Source organism: Dictyoglomus sp. LHC4 (assembly GCF_055181355.1).
This window is the reverse complement of sequence record NZ_CM143707.1, coordinates 1,301,117-1,321,973: the sequence shown is the minus strand read 5'-3', so window position 1 is coordinate 1,321,973 and position 20,857 is coordinate 1,301,117. Positions and strand designations below refer to the sequence as shown.

24 protein-coding genes are annotated in these 20,857 nt (G+C 32.3%); 10 read left to right on the top strand and 14 right to left on the bottom strand.

Translation table 11 applies throughout. The annotated features are described in order from the left end of the window. Window positions 1-4 precede the first annotated feature (4 nt). The 9 genes from truB to ACY3JO_RS06575 all read right to left on the bottom strand — a co-directional run bounded on the left by truB (window position 5) and on the right by ACY3JO_RS06575 (window position 6,786). Window positions 5-883: a tRNA pseudouridine(55) synthase TruB gene (gene truB / locus ACY3JO_RS06615; protein ID WP_463084235.1), complete on the bottom strand. Its 879-nt coding sequence runs from the start codon at window positions 881-883 to the stop codon at window positions 5-7. Beyond that, entirely contained in the window at window positions 858-1,853 is a 996-nt protein-coding gene (locus ACY3JO_RS06610) for a DHH family phosphoesterase (protein ID WP_463084234.1), read from the bottom strand. Before ACY3JO_RS06610 ends, truB begins: the two co-directional genes overlap by 26 nt. Continuing rightward, a complete protein-coding gene (gene rbfA, locus ACY3JO_RS06605) occupies window positions 1,837-2,199 on the bottom strand; it encodes a 30S ribosome-binding factor RbfA (RefSeq protein ID WP_463082027.1) in 363 nt (120 codons plus the stop codon). The genes ACY3JO_RS06610 and rbfA overlap by 17 nt, the downstream gene beginning before the upstream one ends. Before the next feature lie 21 nt (window positions 2,200-2,220). Beyond that, window positions 2,221-2,502, bottom strand: coding sequence for a DUF503 domain-containing protein (locus tag ACY3JO_RS06600; RefSeq protein WP_463084233.1), 282 nt, complete (start codon window positions 2,500-2,502; stop codon window positions 2,221-2,223). A 3-nt stretch (window positions 2,503-2,505) separates the two neighbouring features. Continuing rightward, window positions 2,506-4,494, bottom strand: coding sequence for a translation initiation factor IF-2 (gene infB / locus ACY3JO_RS06595; protein ID WP_463084232.1), 1,989 nt, complete (start codon window positions 4,492-4,494; stop codon window positions 2,506-2,508). Continuing rightward, complete coding sequence (gene rnpM, locus ACY3JO_RS06590; RefSeq protein ID WP_463084231.1) at window positions 4,494-4,781, bottom strand: RNase P modulator RnpM; 288 nt, start codon at window positions 4,779-4,781, stop codon at window positions 4,494-4,496. The genes infB and rnpM overlap by 1 nt, the downstream gene beginning before the upstream one ends. Next, window positions 4,774-5,862 carry a transcription termination factor NusA gene (gene nusA, locus ACY3JO_RS06585; protein ID WP_463084230.1) on the bottom strand — a complete coding sequence of 363 codons (1,089 nt, stop codon included), beginning with the start codon at window positions 5,860-5,862 and terminating at the stop codon, window positions 4,774-4,776. Before nusA ends, rnpM begins: the two co-directional genes overlap by 8 nt. A gap of 15 nt (window positions 5,863-5,877) precedes the next feature. Further along, window positions 5,878-6,348, bottom strand: coding sequence for a ribosome maturation factor RimP (locus ACY3JO_RS06580; RefSeq protein WP_463084229.1), 471 nt, complete (start codon window positions 6,346-6,348; stop codon window positions 5,878-5,880). Between the two features lie 138 nt (window positions 6,349-6,486). After that, window positions 6,487-6,786, bottom strand: a complete 300-nt coding sequence (locus ACY3JO_RS06575) for a hypothetical protein (protein ID WP_463084228.1) — start codon at window positions 6,784-6,786, stop codon at window positions 6,487-6,489. A gap of 226 nt (window positions 6,787-7,012) precedes the next feature. Here ACY3JO_RS06575 and rpsB point away from each other — a divergent pair, with 226 nt between their 5' ends. The 10 genes from rpsB to galK all read left to right on the top strand — a co-directional run bounded on the left by rpsB (window position 7,013) and on the right by galK (window position 14,848). Then, a complete protein-coding gene (gene rpsB / locus ACY3JO_RS06570) occupies window positions 7,013-7,756 on the top strand; it encodes a 30S ribosomal protein S2 (RefSeq protein WP_463084227.1) in 744 nt (247 codons plus the stop codon). 28 nt (window positions 7,757-7,784) lie between these two features. After that, window positions 7,785-8,381, top strand: coding sequence for a translation elongation factor Ts (gene tsf, locus ACY3JO_RS06565; RefSeq protein ID WP_463084226.1), 597 nt, complete (start codon window positions 7,785-7,787; stop codon window positions 8,379-8,381). 4 nt (window positions 8,382-8,385) lie between these two features. Beyond that, window positions 8,386-9,135 (top strand): UMP kinase, encoded by a 750-nt coding sequence (gene pyrH / locus ACY3JO_RS06560; RefSeq protein ID WP_463084225.1) that lies wholly within the window; start codon window positions 8,386-8,388, stop codon window positions 9,133-9,135. Further along, window positions 9,128-9,685: a ribosome recycling factor gene (frr, locus tag ACY3JO_RS06555; RefSeq protein WP_463084224.1), complete on the top strand. Its 558-nt coding sequence runs from the start codon at window positions 9,128-9,130 to the stop codon at window positions 9,683-9,685. Before pyrH ends, frr begins: the two co-directional genes overlap by 8 nt. A 4-nt stretch (window positions 9,686-9,689) precedes the next feature. Beyond that, entirely contained in the window at window positions 9,690-9,905 is a 216-nt protein-coding gene (locus tag ACY3JO_RS06550) for a hypothetical protein (protein WP_463084223.1), read from the top strand. Continuing rightward, the gene (locus ACY3JO_RS06545; protein ID WP_463084222.1) at window positions 9,883-10,611 is read left to right on the top strand and encodes an isoprenyl transferase; all 729 of its coding nucleotides are present in this window, start codon (window positions 9,883-9,885) and stop codon (window positions 10,609-10,611) included. Before ACY3JO_RS06550 ends, ACY3JO_RS06545 begins: the two co-directional genes overlap by 23 nt. Further along, complete coding sequence (locus ACY3JO_RS06540) at window positions 10,604-11,386, top strand: phosphatidate cytidylyltransferase (protein ID WP_463084221.1); 783 nt, start codon at window positions 10,604-10,606, stop codon at window positions 11,384-11,386. Before ACY3JO_RS06545 ends, ACY3JO_RS06540 begins: the two co-directional genes overlap by 8 nt. Further along, entirely contained in the window at window positions 11,383-12,525 is a 1,143-nt protein-coding gene (dxr, locus tag ACY3JO_RS06535) for a 1-deoxy-D-xylulose-5-phosphate reductoisomerase (protein WP_463084220.1), read from the top strand. Before ACY3JO_RS06540 ends, dxr begins: the two co-directional genes overlap by 4 nt. A 215-nt stretch (window positions 12,526-12,740) precedes the next feature. Beyond that, the gene (gene galT, locus ACY3JO_RS06530; RefSeq protein WP_463084219.1) at window positions 12,741-13,700 is read left to right on the top strand and encodes a galactose-1-phosphate uridylyltransferase; all 960 of its coding nucleotides are present in this window, start codon (window positions 12,741-12,743) and stop codon (window positions 13,698-13,700) included. Between the two features lie 2 nt (window positions 13,701-13,702). After that, a complete protein-coding gene (galK, locus tag ACY3JO_RS06525; protein ID WP_463084218.1) occupies window positions 13,703-14,848 on the top strand; it encodes a galactokinase in 1,146 nt (381 codons plus the stop codon). Here galK and cimA read toward each other — a convergent pair. From cimA to ACY3JO_RS06500, 5 genes are read right to left on the bottom strand one after another with little or no spacing between them, the layout of a single operon-like run. Further along, window positions 14,845-16,419 (bottom strand): citramalate synthase, encoded by a 1,575-nt coding sequence (cimA, locus tag ACY3JO_RS06520; RefSeq protein WP_463084217.1) that lies wholly within the window; start codon window positions 16,417-16,419, stop codon window positions 14,845-14,847. The genes galK and cimA overlap by 4 nt on opposite strands. Before the next feature lie 6 nt (window positions 16,420-16,425). After that, the gene (gene leuB, locus ACY3JO_RS06515) at window positions 16,426-17,517 is read right to left on the bottom strand and encodes a 3-isopropylmalate dehydrogenase (protein WP_463084216.1); all 1,092 of its coding nucleotides are present in this window, start codon (window positions 17,515-17,517) and stop codon (window positions 16,426-16,428) included. Then, entirely contained in the window at window positions 17,517-18,017 is a 501-nt protein-coding gene (gene leuD / locus ACY3JO_RS06510) for a 3-isopropylmalate dehydratase small subunit (protein ID WP_463085659.1), read from the bottom strand. The genes leuB and leuD overlap by 1 nt, the downstream gene beginning before the upstream one ends. 2 nt (window positions 18,018-18,019) lie before the next feature. After that, window positions 18,020-19,294 (bottom strand): 3-isopropylmalate dehydratase large subunit, encoded by a 1,275-nt coding sequence (gene leuC / locus ACY3JO_RS06505; protein ID WP_463084215.1) that lies wholly within the window; start codon window positions 19,292-19,294, stop codon window positions 18,020-18,022. Between the two features lie 37 nt (window positions 19,295-19,331). Beyond that, the gene (locus tag ACY3JO_RS06500) at window positions 19,332-20,843 is read right to left on the bottom strand and encodes a 2-isopropylmalate synthase (protein ID WP_463084214.1); all 1,512 of its coding nucleotides are present in this window, start codon (window positions 20,841-20,843) and stop codon (window positions 19,332-19,334) included. Between the last annotated feature and the right edge of the window lie 14 nt (window positions 20,844-20,857).

Sequence of the window (20,857 nt, the reverse complement as noted above, 5' to 3'; positions counted from 1 at the left end):
ATAATTATTCAATTGAAAAGACCTTTTCTGGTTTTAGAACATTTCCTTTTATCTTACCTACAGCAATAAACTTATCTTTTGAATTAACCACTGAGACAAAAATTTCATTATTTTCATAAGTAGGTAAAAGAACATCGTTTCCATTTAAAATTCTTTTCTCTTTCAGAGTATCAACTTTTATTAGAGGAAAGTTTAATATTTTAACTGGAGAAATTAAATTTTTTTTCCAATGTTTATAGAGTTTGTTAAAAGGTATACTATCATTTATAGAGATATGACCAATTTCAGTCCTTAATAAAAAAGAGGTTATTGCATAACATCCAAGTTTCTCACCTATATCTTTTACAAGGCTTCTTATATAGGTACCAGCTGAAACCTTAAATTCAATTAAAGCAATGGGAAATTTATTTTTCTTACAATCTAATAGTTCAGCCTTAAATATTTTTACCTTCCTTTTTGGAAGTTTCAAATTTTTTCCTTCCCTTGCTAGTTCATAAGCCCTTTTACCATTTATATGAAGAGCAGAATAGATTGGTGGTTCTTGTTCAATTTCTCCTAACAAGCTTTTTAATATTTCTTCTATTTTTTGGGGAGAAATATCTTGATTTTTTCTGTTTTGATATTTAAAAGAATAAGCATCTCTATCATAAGTGTCACTACTTATACCAAAATGAATCTCTACAATATATGTTTTTGTAAAGTTTAAAATGTATTCCTCTAATCTTACATATTTTCCCAAGCCTATTATTATAAGCCCACATGCTCTGGGATCCAAAGTGCCCATATGTCCTACTTTATCTATTTTTGTTATTTCTCGTATTTTTTTTACTACATCGAAGGAGGTTATACCAGGAGGTTTATTTACTAAAAGAAATCCGTTCATTTTCTTCAATAAACTCTTTTAGCTTATTGATAACTAAGTTATAAACATCGGAATTACTATTTTTTACTTGAAAACCTGCTGCCTCTTTGTGTCCCCCTCCACCAAAAGATTGTGCAAATTTACTTACATTAATACGATTATCTTTAGATCTTAGACTGACTTTTAATGTTTTTTCATTTATTGGATAGAAGAACACTACGACTCTCACATCTTTCAATACCCTAAGATTGTCTATTATTCCTTCTATGTCTTCTAAGGTTGCATTATATTTCTCCATATCTTCCATATTGATAAAACTCCAAGCAATATCTTTATCAACATTTATTCTTAGTAATGATATTCCTAATAATTTTAATGACGAAAGTTTTCTTTTCTCGTATATCTCCTTTGATATAGAGGAAATATCAACCCCTATCTTAACAAGATTACTTGCTACTTTTAGGCTTTTAGAAGTAGTGTTACTAAATCTAAAGCTTCCTGTATCAGTTATTAGACCAGTTAAAAGACAAGTAGCTACATTTATTGATATGTTGAATTTTGATTTGGTAAGAATATCGTAAATAATTTCTGTTACCGATGAAGCTTTTTCGTTTATAATATTTATGTCTCCAAATTTTGAATTTGAAGTATGATGGTCTATATTTATTAGTATTTTAGTTTTTTCTTTTACGTTTAAATCTTCCTTAACCCTATATATATCACTACAATCAAAGACAATACCTATATTATATGATCTATCCAAATTACTTATTATATTTACATCTCCCTTTAAAAGGAATCTATAATAAGAGGGGATAGGTGAATTTAAAAAAATATATGGTTTTTTTCCTATTTCTAATAGAAAATAATAAAATCCTAATATAGATCCAACAGCATCTCCATCAGGATTTATGTGTGTGAATAAAATAAAATCTTGATATTTATCTATTATATATATTAGTTTTCTAATCTCTTTATTGATCTTCTTCATCCTCTAATTTCAATTCTTTCAATTTTCTAAGTATCCTGTCTCCTCTTTCTAAGGATTCGTCAAGCTCAAAAGAAATTTCTGGGATAAATCTTATTCTAAGATCCTTTCCTAATTCGCTTCTTATGAATCCTTTAGCACTTTCAAGTCCCTTCATCGTTTCTCTTTTCTCTTCTTCACTACCATAAACACTCACATATATTCTTGCATATCTAAGATCTTTACTAATTTCTACTTCAGTTATTACAACAAAATTAGATGAGATACGAGGATCTTTAACCCTTCTTAATAATATCTCACTTATTTCTTCTCTAATTAAAGCACTTAATCTTTCTTGTCTTTGTCTCATGTTAACATCACTCCTAGTAATTTACAAAATTTCTATTTCATAATCTACTATTTCTGTGTCTTTTTGTTCTTCTAACAATTTTATAACATCTGATAATATTTGATATATATGTTTTGACTCCGTAGATACAATACTTATTCCTAAGACAAGTTCGTTCCATATTTCTTGAGAGTCTACCTCAGCTATAGAAACATTAAATCTTGTCCTTATTTTGTCCACAATACTTCTCTTTACTCTCCTTTTTTCCTTAAGGGAGAAACTTTCTGGAATCGATAAAATAACTCTACATACTCCTATTAACATAAATTACTGAACTTGTTGAACGGTATATATTTCCAAAATATCTCCTGGTTTTATATCTCCAAAGTTCTCTAAACCTACTCCACATTCGAAATTTGTAAGAACCTCTGTGACATCCTCTTTAAACCTCTTCAAAGAGGCTATCTTTCCATCATATATAACTACACCGTCTCTTATTAGTCTAACCTTTGCGTTTCTTTGAATTTTACCTTCTCTAACATATACTCCTGCCACAGTACCAACCTTGGGAACATTAAACGTAGCTTTCACTTCACCTCTTCCTATAATTACTTCCTTGATCTGAGGGGCTTTTAACCCTTTGATATAATTCTGTAAATCATCTATTATTTCATATATAATTCTGTATGTTTTAGCAATTACTTTTTCTTTCGCAATAGCTTCTTGAGCCCTTGAATCTGGTCTTACGTTAAAACCTATAATCATACCTTTAGAGGCAGAGGCCAACATGACATCACTTTCTGTTATTCCCCCTACACCTGAATGTATTATTTTAACAGTTATATCCTCTGTTGGAAGTTTGTCTATAGTTTGTAAAATAGCCTCTAAAGAACCTTGAGTATCAGCTTTCACAATTAATGGTAAAACTTTTTCACCAAGTCCTACCACTTCTATATTAGATGTTTCCTTCTTTTTCTTTCTTTCCTCTAAAATCTCTTCAGCAACTGTTTCATTAGGTACAACTTCAAGAATATCTCCAGCTTGTGGCAACTCTTCAAATCCTGAAATTTCAACAGGCCAAGAAGGATAGGCCTCCTTTAGAGATCTACCCTTATCATCAACCATTGTTCTAACACGTCCCATAACCTCACCAGCCACAAAAACATCCCTTAATCTGAGGGTTCCTTCTTGAATTATTACTGTTGCCACAGGTCCTTTACCTTTATCTATTTTTGTTTCAATAATTGTTCCTTTGGCAGGCTTATCAGGGTCAGCCTTTAATTCTAAGATATCTGTCATAAGTAAGATCATTTCTAATAATTGTTCGATGCCTTGTTTCCTTATGGCAGAGATAGGCACCATTATGGTATCTCCACCCCATTCTTCTGGAATAAGGCCGTATTCAGATAATTGTTGTTTTACTCTTTCAGGGTTTGCATCAGGTTTGTCAATCTTATTTATAGCCACAATAATAGGTACATTAGCTGCTTTGGCATGATTGATTGCTTCAACTGTTTGAGGCATAACACCATCATCAGCAGCTACCACAAGTACAGCTATATCTGTAACTTGAGCACCTCTTGCCCTTAAAGCTGTAAAGGCCTCATGACCAGGAGTATCTAAAAAGACAATTTTTCTTCCATTATGTTCTACCATTGACGCTCCAATATGTTGAGTTATTCCACCATATTCTTTTTCTGCTACCTTTGTCTGTCTAATAGCATCTAAGAGGGTAGTTTTACCATGATCCACGTGTCCCATTACTACCACAACAGGTGGTCTTGGTTTTAGTCTTGCTTCTTCCTCAGGTGTTAATTGGACTTTCTTAACTATTGCTTGAGGTTTTTCCTCTTCTACTTTATATCCATGTTTACTAGCAAGTTTCTTAATAACATCTGGATCTAAAAGTTGATTCACGTTGGCTAATATTTTCATATTTAAAAGTTCCATTATTAACTCTGTAGGGGATACGGAGAGAGCATCAGCAACATCTTTTACCCTCATACTTCCTTGTATTATTAATACCTTTTCCCTTTCTTTAACAGTTATTTGCTCGTTTTCCTCTGTTTTTTGAGATTTTGTCTCTATTAATTTTTGATCTTCCTTTATTTCTTCAACTTGAATAGCCTCTGAGATAGTGGGGGGATTTTCTACTTTACTCTTTCCTGTAACAAGTTCCTTTATAATCTCTTCCACTTCTTCATCTATTACATTTAATGCTGACTTTGCATTAACTCCTAAATCACTAAGAATCTTTAACAAGTCTTTACTTTCTATACCCAGTTCTTTACTTAATTCATATATTCTCTTTTTCATTACTTTATCTCCCCCCGACGAGAAATTTCGTTTTGTAATTCTTCTTTAAGTTTATGTAATGTTCCGAAAGAAACCTCACATCTTAAAGCATGTGAAAATGCTCTTTTCTTGAAAGCCAATTCTAAACATTCCATCTTTGGACATAAATATGCACCTCTACCCGAAGCTTTACCAGTAGGATCAAAACTTATATTATTATCTTCATCTCTAAAAATTCTCAAAAGCTCTCTTTTGGGCTTTTTCTCTCCGCAACCTATACATGTTCTTCTAGGCACATGCTTATTCATTTTTTTCTACCACCTTCTCTATTTCCTTATTATCTTTTTCTTTAGAATATTCTTCCGGAGTCCTTACATCAATCCTCCATGATGTAAGTTTTACAGCTAATCTTACATTTTGACCTTCTTTACCTATAGCTAAAGAGAATTGATCAGGAGGCACTATAACAACAGCTTTATGTTCATCTTCCTTTATTTCTACTGATACGGGTTTAGCAGGACTTAAACTTCTTGCAACAAATTCCGCTGGATCTTTACTCCATAATACTATATCAATTTTCTCTCCATTAAGCTCATTTATAATATTTTGTATTCTAACTCCCTTAAACCCAATACAAGCACCAATTGGATCTATTTCAGGATAATGAGAATAAACAGCAACCTTCGATCTTAAACCTGGTTCTCTTGCTATGCTCACAATTTCTACAGTTCCTTCTTTAATCTCAGGCACTTCCAATTCAAAAAGCCTTTTTAAAAATCCAGGATGGCTTCGTGATAATATTACTAAGGGATCTTTTGTGGTCTTTCTTACTTCCAAAAGGTAAGCTCTTAACCTTCTTCCTATCCAATATTCTTCTCCTGGAATCTGTTCTTTTACAGGTAACACTGCCTCAATATCAGGAAATCTTACATAAACATTTCCTCTTTCTATTCTTACCACAGTACCATTAACTAATTCTCCCTCTTTAGCTTTATATTTATCATATAAAATTTTCCTTTCGGCTTCTTTCAAACTTTGCATAATAACCTGTTTTGCAACTTGAACAGCTATACGCCCAAATTCTTGAGGTTCCACTTCTATTTCTATTTCATCTCCTAATTTTACATCAGGTTTTAAGGCCTCTGTCTCATCAAGTGTAATTTCTGAAATTGGATCTAATACCTTTTCAACCACTCTCTTTACCACATAAATTCTTATTTCTTGCCTATTTACATCTATCTCTACACGTGCACCTTTGCTTGTACCATAAGCTTTCTTAAAAGCTGAAAGCAAGGCTTTTCTTAAAGCCTCTATAACTACAGCTTTATCTAATTTTTTCTCTTTAATAATCTGTTCTAAAACAACCCAGAAATCTTCACCTAATCTCATAAATTATCATCCTCCTCAAAATTCTACAATCAACTTTGCTTTTTTTATTTTGGAGAAAGGAATATGAATAAATCTACCATCAACTTCTATTATTACATTTTCTTCATCGGTATTTATAATTTTTCCTTCAACCTTCCTTCTCCCCTCAATATTTTCTAAAAGTAAAATATTTACTTTTTCGCCAATATGTCTATCAAAATCTCGCCTTTTCTTTAATGGTCTATCTAAACCGGGAGATGAAACTTCAAGCACATATGAATGTGGAATTGGATCGTGGATATCAAGTTCCTTGCTTATTTTTTCACTTATATAAGCACAGTCCTCTACTGTGACACCTCCTACTTTATCAACAAATACCCTTAGTACCCATCCACGAGATTCTCTTTGATATTCTAAATCTACAAGTTCAAAATAGTATCTCTCGCAGACAGGCTCCACGATACTTCTTAGTTTTTTAATGAATTCCATATATATTTGATCTTTCATTTTCTTTTACCTTATTAAAAAGAAAAAGTGGGAGTTCCCACTTTTTCTTCCTTAAACTTTCTCTTTTAACAAACTTTATTTAAGTATACATTAAATCACTATAAAAAGCAATAAAATAATTAAAAATTTTAGCTTATTTTAACCATCATTACTAAATATTTCTTTTGGTATTTCATATATTTCTATAACATTCAAAAAAGCTAAGATCTTTAAGAAAGTGTTTATTTCTAAATTTTTAGTACTTATCCCTCTATCTTCTGCCTGTTTTTTGTATATTTGAAAAAATTCTGACAAACTGAGTTTTGGAGCCAATATCTTTTGACAAAGTATTAAAATTTCCCGAGCATTTCCAATAGCAACCACAGGAATATCATATCTATTAATATTCTCATCCTTTTTCAATATTCTTACTATATATATTGGTAGATTGTAGTTCAATCTTAATACAACTCCCATTCTTTTAAAGAAACTTTAAACAAAGTATACCATAAATAAAAATTTCTTTAAATAGTCTTGTAAACCAAATCACTTCGTGATATACTCCTTTTTAAATGATTTGAGAACTCACCCTTCCAGATTCTCTTGGGGGTGCTTCTCATTTAGGAGAAGTTCCAAGAGAAGAAGAAGGAAGGGGAGGAAAAAACCAAAATATGGAGGTGTTACAATGGCACACGTATTAATGAAACAGCTCTTAGAAGCAGGAGTTCATTTCGGACACCAGACAAAAAGATGGTGTCCAAAAATGAAAGAATACATATTTTCTGAGAGAAATGGTATCCACATTATTGATCTTCAAAAAACACTTGTAAAACTTGAAGAAGCTTATGAGTTTGTAAAAGAACAAGCAAAAGAAGGTAAAACTTTTCTTTTTGTGGGAACAAAAAAGCAAGCTCAACAGACCATTGAAGAAGAAGCAAAAAGATGTGGAGCGTTTTATGTTACACAAAGATGGCTTGGAGGTATGTTAACTAATTTTACTACTATAAAGGCAAGGATTGACTATATGATAAAATTAGAAGAGCTGAAGAATAATGGTTATTTTGAAAAGCTACCTAAAAAACAAGCATCAAGATTAAACAGAGAATTAGAAAAACTTGTAAAAATATTTGATGGTTTAAGAGGTATAGAGAGAGTTCCAGATGTATTGTATATAGTTGACCCCAAAAGAGAAGAAATTGCTGTAAAAGAAGCAAATAGGTTGGGTATACCTATTGTTGCCATTGTGGATACTAATTGTGATCCTGAATTAATTACATATCCAATTCCAGGAAATGATGACGCAATAAGATCTATAAAACTTATCACTTCAAAAATAGCAGACGCTATTATAGAGGGTAGAGATCTAAGAGAAAAAGAGTTTTCTCTTGAGTTCAAAGAAGAAGATCTTCAATCAGAAATTTCAGAATAATTAATTAAAAATAGGAGGTTGAATAAAGATGGAAATAACTATTGAAATGATAAAGGAATTAAGAGAAAGAACAGGAGCAGGAGTAATGGAGGCTAAGAGAGCCTTGGAGGAAGCTAATGGAGATATGGAAAAAGCAGTTACCATATTGAGGGAAAAGGGTGTTATAAAGGCTGCTAAAAAAGCTGGAAGGATAGCAAAAGAAGGGATTATAGAGGCATATATACATACGGGAGAAAAACTTGGAGTTTTAGTAGAAATAAACTGTGAAACAGACTTTGTAGCAAGAACAGATGAATTTAGAAGGTTAGCAAAAGAAATAGCTCTCCAGATTGCAGGAATGAACCCCCAATATGTAAGTAAAGAAGATGTTCCTCAAGAGATTATTGAAAAAGAAAAAGAAATATATAGAACTCAGCTTAAGAATGAAGGAAAACCTGACCAAGTGATTGAAAAAATAATAGAAGGAAAACTTGAAAAGTTTTATGAAGAAGTGTGTCTATTAGAGCAACCCTTTGTAAGAAATCCTGAAATAAAAGTAAAGGATTTAATAACTGAGGCCATATCAAAACTGGGAGAAAATATAGTGGTGAGAAGATTTGCCAGGTTTGTTGTAGGAGAAGAGTAAGTGTATGGAACCTAAATATAAAAGAATACTTTTAAAAATAAGCGGAGAATCGTTCAGTGGAGCTCAAAGTTTTGGTTTAGATCCTGAGAGCATTAAAAATATTGCGGAAGACATAAAAGAAGTTCACGATTTAGGGGTAGAAATAGGTGTCGTTGTAGGAGGAGGAAACTTTTTTAGGGGCAGAGAAAGTAGAACTTTAGGAATAGATCGGGTCACTGCTGATTATATGGGAATGTTAGCCACAACTATAAATGCTCTTGCATTACAGGATGCATTAGAAAAACTTGGAGTTGTAACAAGAGTACAAACAGGAATTGAGATGAGACAAATTGCTGAACCTTTTATAAGAAGAAGAGCCATAAGACATTTGGAGAAGGGTAGAGTAGTAATTTTTGCAGCTGGAACTGGAAATCCCTTTTTCTCTACCGATACTGCTGCTGCTTTAAGGGCAGCTGAAATTAAAGCAGAAGTTATTCTAAAAGAAACAAAAGTTGACGGGGTTTATAATAAAGATCCATTAAAGTATCCTGATGCTGAAAAATTTGATTCCATAGAACCGATTGAATTTCTTAAATTAAGATTGCAAGTTTTAGATGCAACAGCAGTTTCTTTGTGTATGGATAATAAAATACCTATAATTGTATTCAATATGTCCGAGCGAGGGAATCTTAGAAGAGTAATATTAGGAGAAAAAGTAGGAACCTATATAGGAGAGGTTGAAATTATATCCGATAAGGGGGGAGAAGATGGGTAAAGAGCATTTTAAAGAAATAGAAGATAAAATGAAAAAGGCAGTAGAGGTTGTAAAAAAAGAATTTCAAGGTATAAGAACAGGTAAACCTTCTGTAGGAATATTTGATGAAATAAAGGTTTCATATTATGGGAATCTTATGCCATTAAACCAAGTAGCGAGTCTTAAAGTGGCAGAAGGAAGAGTAGTTATTATTCAGCCATGGGATAAAAGTATTTTAGGAGAAATAGAAAAGGCTATATTAAAATCTGATCTTGGATTGACCCCACAAAACGATGGTCAGGCAATAAAGGTTGTATTTCCACCACTTACTGAGGAGAGAAGAAAAGAACTTGTTAAAGTAGTACACAAAGAGGCAGAAAATGGACGTGTAGCCATAAGAAATATTAGAAGAGATTATTTAGAGATATTTAAAAAAGAAAAACAAGAAGGAAAAATATCAGAAGATGAATTTTTTCGCCTGCAAGAAGAACTGCAAAAACTAACTAACAAATTCATAGATGAAATTGAGAAACTCATAAAAATAAAAGAAAAAGAGATTATGGAAGTTTAAGTCTATGAGTTATTTAGGAAGAAAATATGAAGAAATAGAAAGAGAAATTGGCAAAGAAAATATAATTTTTGACTTAAACTATTTAGATGCACCATGCGAAGCCTTTGGAGATTTGAGAATAGTTGCTGAAAAAAGAGTAAATGGGAAGTGGTATTTCTTATTATCATATGAAAATTATCAAATAAGAAACATCAAAGATGATAGAGATTCCAAAAGATAAATTACCAAATCATATAGCTTTTATAATGGATGGAAATGGAAGATGGGCGAAAGAAAGAAATCTTCCAAGATTGATGGGGCATAAAGAAGGTGCTTTGGTTGTTGAAAGAATATCTGAAACTGCATTTAATTGGGGGATAAAATATTTAACCTTTTTTGCCTTTTCTACAGAAAACTGGAAAAGACCAAGAGAAGAAGTAGAAGGTCTAATGAAACTTCTGGATGAAAGCATTGATAAGTTTAAAGACAAATTAATTAAAAACAATATTAGATTGAAGATTATAGGAAATATAGAAGCCTTACCAGATTATTTACAAAGAAGAATAAGATATGTAATTGAAGAAACTAAAAACGGGAAGGATAGAATATTAACAATAGCATTAAACTATGGTGGAAGGTGGGACATATTAGAGGCAGTAAAAAAGATTTTAAATGAGGTAAAATCTAAAAAATTCTCATTAGATGATTTAAATGAAAACACCTTTTCATCTTTTCTTTCAACCTATGATATTCCCGATCCAGATCTTTTAATAAGAACAAGTGGAGAATTTAGGATAAGCAATTTTCTTTTGTGGCAATTAGCTTATACAGAGTTATGGTTTACACCAAAGTATTGGCCTGATTTTAACGAAGAAGATTTAAAATTAGCCTGTATTGAGTTTTCTAAAAGAAAACGAAGATTTGGCGGTTTAGATAACAATGCTTAAAAGAATTTTTACTGCCTTATGGGGAATTCCCTTAATTTTATGGATTGTTCATGTAGGTGATCAACCTTTTTTTATATTTGTAGTATTAGTCGCATGTTTAGGACTTTACGAATTTTATTCTCTTTTAGAGAAAAATAATTATAAAACTCTAAAAACAGAAGGTATAATGGCTGGTTTTTTATATTTAACCTTTCTTTATCTCGAAAGTAGATGGGCCCTGAGAATTTTCTTACCTCTACTTATAGTTTCAATCCTTATATATGAATTACTGAAAAAAGAGCATTCTATAATAGAAATATCACTCACCTTTTTAGGCTTCTTTTATATTCCTTTTTTGTCGGGCTACTTTTTGTTATTGAGAAATCTTCCTCAAGGTGAAGTATTAACTTATTATACCCTTTTTGTTACTTGGGTTAGTGATTCAGCAGCATATTTTATAGGTAAGTTTTTTGGTAAGCATAAATTAGCACCTTCTATTAGTCCTAACAAAACAATAGAAGGAACTGTTGCAGGTATTATAGGATCAATTATAGTATCTCTTGCTTTTGGGGCTATTTATTATGAAAAATATTTATTACCTATAATTCTTGGAATATCCTTAGGTATAATGGGACAATTAGGAGATCTTGTAGAATCAATGTTAAAAAGAGAGATAGGGGTAAAGGACTCATCTTCGTTACTTCCAGGTCATGGTGGGATTTTAGACAGATTTGATAGTCTATTTTTTATAATACCCACTACTTATTACATGTTGTTTATCTTACGATTATTATGAGAAACATAGTAATATTAGGTGCCTCTGGATCAATAGGCTTACAAACTATAGAGGTGATAAGAAAACATAAAAACAAGTTTAAACTTTTAGGGTTAGCTGTAAGGGAGAATATATCATTATTACAAGATGTAATAGAAGAATTTAAACCTCCCTATATCTCTATTTATAATAAATCAGTAAAGTTACCAAATTTAAATTATTCTCCTAAAGTTTATTATGGAAGAGAAGGTTTAGAAATTTTAGCGTCTTTAAGCGAAGCAGAATTGATTGTTATGGCTATTTCGGGGATAGAGGCTATTTACCCTACTCAAAAAGCAATTTTAAATAATAAAAAAATTGCCTTAGCCACAAAAGAAGTAATCGTTACTGCAGGAAAATTTATTAAAGAGTGGTTAAAAAATACAAAATCAGAAATAATACCTGTAGATAGTGAACACAGTGCTATATTCCAGCTTATTAAAAATAGGATCCATATAGAGAATATTATATTAACAGCATCAGGAGGACCTTTCTTTAAAAATGACAAAAAAGATATTGAAAATGCAAAAATAGAGGATGTATTGAAACATCCCCGATGGAAAATGGGGAAAAAAACTACTATTGATTCTGCAAATCTGGTTAATAAAGCCTTAGAAATTGTGGAAGCTCATTATCTTTTTAATGTACCGTATGAAAATATTAAAGTTGTTATACATCCACAGAGTATTGTTCATGGAATCATTGAATTATTAGATGGTAGTATGATGGCATATCTTTCACCTCCTGATATGAGGTATGCAATTCAATATGCTCTTTTTTATCCTGAAGGACCAATTTATAAATGGGAAAAATTAAACTTACAAAATTTAATACTTGAATTTTATCCAGTTGATGATGACAAGTTCCCTATTATCAGATATCTTTATAATGTGGTAAAAAGCGGTGATATATATCCTGCAATTCTTGCAATTTCTGATGAAATATTTGTTTCATATTTTATAAATGGAAAAATAAGATTTCCTCAAATTGTTCCTTTAATAATGGAACTTATGGAAAAATGGAAAGGAAAAAATAACATTGACAACATTGATGAACTGTTTAGCCTTATTGAATGGGTTAAAAAAGAATCGGAAAATCTTATTAAAACCTACTCTTCTTAAATATAGTACCCGTTATTAGAATTAGAGTCCACATAATCTATTGGGGAGTTTTATATTTGTTGAATTTTTGCTAAAATCAGTCTAAAATTTGTGTAATACTATTTCTTAGGAGGAATCATTTATGAGGAAATGGAAAATGATTAAAAAGGTAGAAACAAAAGAAGATGGGAGGCTTATGTATTATTACGATTTTGAATTAGAGGGAGAGATTAAGGATGAGCAGTGAACTTAGGTGGCATCCATTTTTAAAAGAATGGGTAATTGTGGCTGAGAAGGTCCAAGAAAGACCTGTTCTTCCAGCAAGAAATGTATGTCCACTATGCTATGGAGGTGTAGAGATTCCAAAACCTTTTGATATAGCAGTTTTCGAAAATAGATATCCATCCTTAACAAAAGAAACTCCTGATATTATACCTTGGGAAGATGATTTGTATAAATTAGAAGGGGGAAGAGGAGTATGTGAAGTTGTTCTTTATACTATGGAGCATGATTCATCCATGTCAAGAATGCCCTTAGAACAAATAGAAAAGTTAGTTTTAGTTTGGGAAGATAGATACAAGGATTTAGGAAGTCTGGATTTTATAAAATATGTTTTTATATTTGAAAATAGAGGAGAAATTATAGGTGTAAGTTTACACCACCCGCATGGACAAATATATGCTTTTCCTTATATTCCTCCAATTATAGAAAAAGAGATTATATCAAGCTATGAATTTTACAATCAAAAGAATAAATGTCTTTTTTGTTCAATTCTAGAAAGAGAACTTAGTGAGGGAGTAAGAGTTGTATATGAGAATAAACATTTTGTAGCTTTTGTGCCCTTTTATGGAAGATATCCCTTTGAATTACATATATACTCTAAAAGACATTTAGGATCTCTTCCAGAGATGACATATGCTGAAAAAATATATCTTGCTGAAATAATTCAGAAAATCACAAAAGCCTATGATAATGTATATGGCTTTAATTTTTCCTATATGATGGTTTTTCATCAGAAACCTGTAAAAGGTGAGTTTCCTAATTATCATTTTCATATAGAATTTTATTCTCTACATAGATCAAAAGACAAAATAAAATATTTAGCAGGAGTAGAGTCTGGTGCCGGAACTTTCATAAACCCTTTACCTCCAGAAGAATCTGCTGAACTTATGAGGTATGTTATAAGGAGGCTTTAAAGATGCTTAATGAAACCATTAAGAGGATTTTTGGCCATATAGAAGGATTTAGAATTTTTAGAGCTCCGGGAAGAGTAAATCTCATAGGCGAACATACTGATTATCATTATGGATTTGTGTTACCAGTAAGTATTGATAGATATTTTTATTTTTGCATTAAGGAAAATAATCTCAATAAATTTAGAATATATTCGGACAATTTTAAAGAACTTTATGAATTTGACTTTAACTCTCTCAAATATAATCCCGAAAAACTTTGGATAAATTATTTAAAAGGGGTTATCAATGAAATTATAAAACTGAAAGGTAAAATACCTTATTTTGACGCATTAATATATGGCGATATACCAATGGGATCTGGACTTTCAAGTTCTGCAGCCTATGAAGTTGCTGTAGCTTTTGGAATGAATACTTATTTTAATCTTGGGATAGATAAAAAAGAGATTGCTAAATTATCTCAAAGAGCTGAAAATAATTTTGTGGGTGCACCATGTGGTATTATGGACCAGTTTATCGCTACTTTTGGTAAAGAAAATACAGCCTTATTTATTGATACATTAACTTTGGATTTTGAGAATGTACCTTTTGATCTAAATAAGAGAAATTTAAAATTAGTTGTGGTTGATACAAAAATTAAGCATTCTATTGCTGGTGAAGGATATTCTACAAGGAGAAGAGAAGGGGAGGAAGCCTTAAAAATTCTTAGGAAATATCTTCCTATAAATTCACTTAGAGACTTAAATGATGAAACTTTTAAAATATCACAAGAATTCTTGCCTTCACCATTAAAAGAAAGAGTAGCTCATGTTTATAACGAAAATAAAAGGGTTGTTGATTTTGTTAATGATATCAAAAGGGATAATTGGGAAAGTCTTCCTAAATATATGTTAGATTCCCATTTAAGTTTAAAGTATCTCTATGAGGTTACTTGTGAAGAATTAGATTTTTTAGTAGAAAAAGCCTTAGAATATGGTGCATTTGCATCGAGAATGACAGGTGGCGGTTTTGGGGGATCAACAGTAAATTTAGTTCATCAAGACACATTAGATAAATGGTCTGATAACATTTCTAAGAGCTATAGAGAAAAATTTGGTTTTGACCCAGGAATTCTATTACTAAATATCTCAGATGGGGTGCGGGAGATTTAAATCTCCCGCATTTTTAGAATTCCATATTCTATACTCTGGACTAATGCTTCCCAACTTGCTTCGATAATATTAGTTGAAACTCCCACAGTACTCCAAGTGTCCCCTTTAGAATTAGAAGAATCAATTAATACTCTTACCTTTGCTGCAGTACCTGCACCTCCATTAAGTACTCTGACTTTGAAATCTGAAAGATGGATGTTTTTTAACTCTGGGTAGAACTCAATAAGAGCTTTTCTCAATGCTTGATCTAATGCGTGTACAGGACCATCACCATCGGCTGCAACATGAACCACATTATCTCCGACTTTTAGTTTTAATGTTGCTTCAGTAATAGTTTCACCTTTATCTCCAATTTTCTCTATAATAACTCTCAATCCTATTAGATCAAATAATTTAGTTTCTTGCCCTAAGGCATGTCTTACTAAAAGCTCAAATGATGCTTCTGCGCCTTCAAAATAGTAGCCCTCATTTTCAAGATGGGTAATTTGTTCTAATATCATTTTTGCGAGAGGTGAATCTCTATCAATATCAATATTTAATTCTTTTACTTTTGATACTATCGTACTTGTACCTGAAAGTTCAGATATGAGAAATCTTCTTTTATTTCCTACTTTTGATGGATCAATATGTTCGTAAGACTTGGGATTTTTTAACACAGCATTTACATGTACTCCACCTTTGTGAGCAAAAGCACTTCTTCCAACAAAAGGAGCAGTAGGATCAGGAGGAAGATTTGCTACTTCAGAAACCCAATTAGCTAAATCTGTAAGCTGAGCTAATTTCTCTTCTGGAATCACCTCATATCCCATTTTTAATTGAAGAATTGGAATTATTGTACATAGATTTGAATTTCCACATCTTTCCCCATATCCATTTATAGTTCCTTGAACTTGTGTAGCTCCTTCTCTAACTGCTATTACTGAATTAGCAACTGCAACACCACTATCGTTGTGTGTATGAATACCTAAAGGAACCTTTATTCTCTCTTTTACTTTTTTCATAATTTCTTCTACTTCCCATGGTAGTGTACCACCATTTGTATCAGCTAATACAATCCAATCAGCTCCTCCTTCGACTGCAGCATCTAATGTAGCTAAAGCATATTCCGGGTCAGACTTGAAGCCATCAAAGAAATGTTCAGCATCATATATTACTTCTTTATTATGACTTTTTAGATATTTAACTGAATCATATATCATTTTAAGATTATTATCTAAAGTGGTTTTCAAAACTTCTATAACATGAAGATCCCATGTCTTTCCAAAAATTGTAACCACAGGTGTTTCGCTTTCTAAAAGAGATTTTAAATTAGCATCATCCTCCGGTGTTACCTGGGCCCTTCTTGTGCTCCCAAAGGCTGCTATCTTGGCTTTTTTAAGTGGTATTTCTTTAATTCTTTTGAAAAAATTTAAATCCTTAGGATTAGAACCTGGCCATCCTCCTTCTATGTAATCAAAACCAAATTCGTCAAGTCTTTGAGCTATTCTAATTTTATCTTCTAAAGAAAAAGAAATTCTTTCACTTTGAGCTCCATCTCTTAAGGTAGTATCATATAAAAAGATTTTTGTCATGAATTACTAAGCACCTCCCTCAATTATCTTACAAACTAAATCACCCATTTCTTCTGTACTTACTAATTGCTTTGCGTAGGGATTTCCTATAAATAAATCTTGTGTAAAGTATCCAATATCAATTACTCTATCCACTGCATTTTCTATATCCTTCGCTTCTTTTTCTAAGTCAAAAGAATAACGGAACATCATAGCCACAGAAAGAATTGTTGCCAAAGGATTTGCTATATTTTTTCCTGCAATATCTGGAGCTGTACCATGAATGGGCTCATATAAACTTTTTGTCCCTTCCCCTAAACTTGCTGAAGGTAACATTCCTATTGAGCCTGTAATTACTGCTGCCTCATCACTTAAAATGTCTCCAAAAGTATTTTCAGTAAGAATCACATCAAACTGTTTAGGATTTCTTACAATCTGCATGGCACAATTATCTACGTACATATGCTCTAAGTTCACATCCTTGTATTCTTTACTTACCTCATCCACAATCTTTCTCCATAACCTTGAACATTCCAATATATTCGCTTTATCTACTGATGTAACTTTTTTATTTCTTTTTTGAGCCATTTTAAAAGCAACATGGGCAATTCTTCTTATTTCAGAAGCTTTATATGTCATAGTATCTATAGCCATCTCTTCTCCATTTTCAACCCTTATCTCTTTGGGTTTTCCAAAATATAGTCCTCCGGTAAGCTCTCTAACTATTACAAAATCTACTCCCTTTAAAACCTCTGGTTTTATAGTAGATGAAAATGAAAGTTTTTCAAATACTTTAATTGGCCTAATATTAGCAAAAAGATTAAAGCCACCTCTAAGTTTTAAAAGAGCTTTTTCAGGACGTTTTTCACCCGGAAGATTGTCCCACTTAGGTCCACCTACAGCTCCAAGTAGTATAGCATCGCTTTCTTCACATAATTTCCATGTCTCATCAGGCAAAGGATCTCCATATTTATCAATTGCTTCTCCTCCAACAATGCCCTCTAACAATTCAATATTATGCCCATATTTTTTCTCAATAGTTTTAATAACCTTAATAGCTTGCTTAACTACTTCAGGACCTATGCCATCACCAGGAAGTACTGCTATCTTAAGCTTCATTATTTCCCTCCTTCAATTCTTTCTTTAGCAAAATTAATTAGACCACCTTTTTTAATTATTTCTTGAATAAGGGGAGGGAAGGGGAATGTTTTAAAAGTCTCCTCCGTTGTTATGTTCTTTACAATTCCATTGTCAAAATCTACTTCTATTTCATCCCCTTCTTTTATTTTATCAGCTGCTTCTGGCACCTCCAATATTGGTAAGCCAATATTTATAGCATTTCTATAAAATATACGAGCAAAGGATTTTGCTATTATACATTGAACTCCAGAAGCTTTAATTGCAATAGGTGCGTGTTCCCTTGAAGAGCCACAGCCAAAATTTTCTCCTACTACTAATATATTTTTTTCTTTTACTTTATTTTTAAAGTCCAAATCAAGATCTTCCATACAATGTTCAGAAAGTTCCTTTGGATCGGTTGTATTTAAGTACCTTGCAGGGATAATTACATCGGTATCAATATTGTCTCCATATTTTAATGCAAACCCTCTGAAAACCATCATTACTCTTCCACCTCCACTTCCCACGGAGCAGCTATTCTTCCAAGAATAGCAGAAGCAGCTGCTACTGCGGGATTAGCTAAATATACTTCACTTTTAGGATGACCCATTCTACCAACAAAATTCCTATTAGTTGTTGCTACAGCTCTCTCGCCATCTGCCAATACTCCCAAATGTCCTCCTAAACACGGTCCACAACTTGGTGGTGTTATTGAAGCTCCAGCTTCTAAAAATATTTCTATTAAGCCTTCTCTTAATGCATCCATATATATACGCGGTGTGGCAGGTGTTACTATAAGTCTAACATCAGGATGTACTTTATGCCCTTTTAAAATCTTAGCTGCCATCTTTAAGTCTTCGATTCTACCATTAGTACATGACCCTATATAGACTTGATCTATATAAATGTCTTTACTTATTGAAGAAATCGGCTTTACATTACTTGGTAAATGAGGAAAAGCCACAACTGGCTCCCACTTACTTACATCCCATTCATAGATTTCTTTGTAATTAGCATCAGAATCGCTTTTATAGAATTTATACTCTCTTTTTGCTCTTCCTTTTATATACTCTAATGTGATTTCATCGGGTTCTATTATTCCGTTTTTTGCTCCTGCTTCAATAGCCATATTGCATATGGTAAGCCTATCAGACATAGGAAGAGTTCTAATGATCTCACCTGTAAATTCCATTGCTTTATATCTTGCACCATCAACTCCTATATATCCTATTGTTTGTAGTATTAGATCTTTTCCAGTTACCCACTGTGGTAATTTTCCATAATAAACAAATTTTAAACTTTCTGGAACTTTAAACCATATTTCTCCAGTTGCCATAGCATAAGCAAAATCAGTACTGCCTACACCTGTTGAAAAGGCTCCTAATGCTCCGTAGGTACATGTATGAGAATCAGCTCCAATAATACAATCACCTGGTAATACTAAACCTTCCTCAGGGAGTAAAGCATGTTCAATTCCAACTCTACCGACCTCGTAATAGTATTTTATATTATGTTTTTTTGCAAAATCTCTTAAAATTTTACTTTGCATAGCTGACTTTATATCTTTGTTAGGTGTAGAATGGTCTGGAATTAAAGCAATTCTTTCAGAATCAAATACCTTTTCTGCCCCAATTTTTTCAAATTCTTTAATTGCAAGTGGGCCTGTAATATCATTGGCAAGAATAAAATCAAGTTTTGCAAAAATTAATTCTCCTGGATATACTTCCTCTCTTCCAGAATGATCTGCTAATATTTTTTCTGTTATTGTCATTCCCATTTATCTAAAAGCCTCCTTTTTTACGAAACTTATTCTGTTAATCTTTACCTCTAAACATAATCATTTGATTAATAGCCCTTAAATAAGCTTTTGCACTTGCTTCTACTATGTCAGTACTTGATGCCCTACCAACATAAAAGTTTCCGTCTTTATCTGATATCTTTACTACTGCTTCTCCTAAAGCATCAGTACCACCAGTAATAGACTTTAATGAGAAATCTTCGAGATTATGTTGTATTTTTACTGCCTTTGATATAGCTTTATAAACAGCGTCTACTGGACCATTTCCTATCTCTACAGATTTTATTGTTTCGCCATCTTCTGCAATAATTACAGTTGCAGTTGGTACTATTCCTATTCCGCTCACTACTTGAAGATGTTCTAACTTATAAAATTCAGGTATAAGTCTCATTTGATTAGATACTATTGCCTCAATATCCCTGTCTGTAATTTCCTTCTTTTTATCAGCCAATTCTTTGAACTTCTTAAAAGCTTCCTCCAATTGATCTGCTGACAAATTATAACCTAATTCTTGTAATCTCTTTTCAAAAGCATGTTTGCCTGAATGTTTACCAAGGACTATTCTACTTTCAGGTATACCTATCATTTTAGGATCAATAATTTCATAAGTAGTTGGATCTTGAATTATTCCATGTTGATGGATACCTGATTCATGAGCAAAGGCATTTTCTCCAACTACTGCTTTATTAGGCTGAATAGGAATACCTGTTAGAGTACTTACTAATTTGCTTGTTTTATATATTTCCTGAGTATTAATATCCACTTCATAAGGAAGTCTTCTGACTTTTATTGCCATAATAATTTCTTCCATGGCTGCATTTCCAGCTCTTTCACCCAATCCATTTATTGTACATTCTACTTGTTCTGCTCCATTTATTATTGCAGATAGAGAATTAGCAGTAGCAAGCCCTAAATCATTATGGCAATGTACACTAACTATAACTTTATCTATATTTTTTACATTTTCTTTCAGCCTCTTAATAAGATCACCAAATTCCCAGGGTAAAGCATAACCAACTGTATCAGGTACATTTATGACGGTTGCTCCAGCCTCTATAACAGCTTCAAACACTTTACATAGAAAATTAAAATCACTTCTAACTGCATCTTCTGCTGAAAACTCCACATCACTACAATGTCTTTTTGCATATTTAACAGCTGAAACAGCTTGTTCAAGAACCTCATCTCTTGTTTTTCTTAGTTTTTTCTCAATATGTATATCAGAAGTGGCAATAAAGGTATGAATCCTTGGAGATTCTGCTCCTTTTATAGCTTCCCATGCTCTATCAATATCTAAAGGAATAGCTCTTGCAAGAGCAGCAATAATAGGCCCTCTTACATTATCTGCTATATTCTTTACAGCCTCAAATTCTCCAGGAGATGCAATTGGAAATCCAGCTTCAATGATATCCACATTAAGCTTAGCAAGTTGTTTTGCTATTTCTAATTTCTCTTCCTTATTTAAGTTAACTCCAGGAGTTTGTTCTCCATCCCTCAAAGTTGTATCAAAGATGTATACCTTTGACATAAAAACTCACCACC

Bases quoted from the DNA above. Each gene is read 5' to 3' on its own strand.
- truB (WP_463084235.1), bottom strand. From the start codon at position 883: ATGAACGGATTTCTTTTAGTAAATAAACCTCCTGGTATAACCTCCTTC.
- ACY3JO_RS06610 (WP_463084234.1), bottom strand. From the start codon at position 1,853: ATGAAGAAGATCAATAAAGAGATTAGAAAACTAATATATATAATAGAT.
- rbfA (WP_463082027.1), bottom strand. From the start codon at position 2,199: ATGAGACAAAGACAAGAAAGATTAAGTGCTTTAATTAGAGAAGAAATA.
- ACY3JO_RS06600 (WP_463084233.1), bottom strand. From the start codon at position 2,502: ATGTTAATAGGAGTATGTAGAGTTATTTTATCGATTCCAGAAAGTTTC.
- infB (WP_463084232.1), bottom strand. From the start codon at position 4,494: ATGAAAAAGAGAATATATGAATTAAGTAAAGAACTGGGTATAGAAAGT.
- rnpM (WP_463084231.1), bottom strand. From the start codon at position 4,781: ATGAATAAGCATGTGCCTAGAAGAACATGTATAGGTTGCGGAGAGAAA.
- nusA (WP_463084230.1), bottom strand. From the start codon at position 5,862: ATGAGATTAGGTGAAGATTTCTGGGTTGTTTTAGAACAGATTATTAAA.
- ACY3JO_RS06580 (WP_463084229.1), bottom strand. From the start codon at position 6,348: ATGAAAGATCAAATATATATGGAATTCATTAAAAAACTAAGAAGTATC.
- rpsB (WP_463084227.1), top strand. From the start codon at position 7,013: ATGGCACACGTATTAATGAAACAGCTCTTAGAAGCAGGAGTTCATTTC.
- tsf (WP_463084226.1), top strand. From the start codon at position 7,785: ATGGAAATAACTATTGAAATGATAAAGGAATTAAGAGAAAGAACAGGA.
- pyrH (WP_463084225.1), top strand. From the start codon at position 8,386: ATGGAACCTAAATATAAAAGAATACTTTTAAAAATAAGCGGAGAATCG.
- frr (WP_463084224.1), top strand. From the start codon at position 9,128: ATGGGTAAAGAGCATTTTAAAGAAATAGAAGATAAAATGAAAAAGGCA.
- ACY3JO_RS06550 (WP_463084223.1), top strand. From the start codon at position 9,690: ATGAGTTATTTAGGAAGAAAATATGAAGAAATAGAAAGAGAAATTGGC.
- ACY3JO_RS06545 (WP_463084222.1), top strand. From the start codon at position 9,883: ATGATAGAGATTCCAAAAGATAAATTACCAAATCATATAGCTTTTATA.
- ACY3JO_RS06540 (WP_463084221.1), top strand. From the start codon at position 10,604: ATGCTTAAAAGAATTTTTACTGCCTTATGGGGAATTCCCTTAATTTTA.
- dxr (WP_463084220.1), top strand. From the start codon at position 11,383: ATGAGAAACATAGTAATATTAGGTGCCTCTGGATCAATAGGCTTACAA.
- galT (WP_463084219.1), top strand. From the start codon at position 12,741: ATGAGCAGTGAACTTAGGTGGCATCCATTTTTAAAAGAATGGGTAATT.
- galK (WP_463084218.1), top strand. From the start codon at position 13,703: ATGCTTAATGAAACCATTAAGAGGATTTTTGGCCATATAGAAGGATTT.
- cimA (WP_463084217.1), bottom strand. From the start codon at position 16,419: ATGACAAAAATCTTTTTATATGATACTACCTTAAGAGATGGAGCTCAA.
- leuB (WP_463084216.1), bottom strand. From the start codon at position 17,517: ATGAAGCTTAAGATAGCAGTACTTCCTGGTGATGGCATAGGTCCTGAA.
- leuD (WP_463085659.1), bottom strand. From the start codon at position 18,017: ATGGTTTTCAGAGGGTTTGCATTAAAATATGGAGACAATATTGATACC.
- leuC (WP_463084215.1), bottom strand. From the start codon at position 19,294: ATGGGAATGACAATAACAGAAAAAATATTAGCAGATCATTCTGGAAGA.
- ACY3JO_RS06500 (WP_463084214.1), bottom strand. From the start codon at position 20,843: ATGTCAAAGGTATACATCTTTGATACAACTTTGAGGGATGGAGAACAA.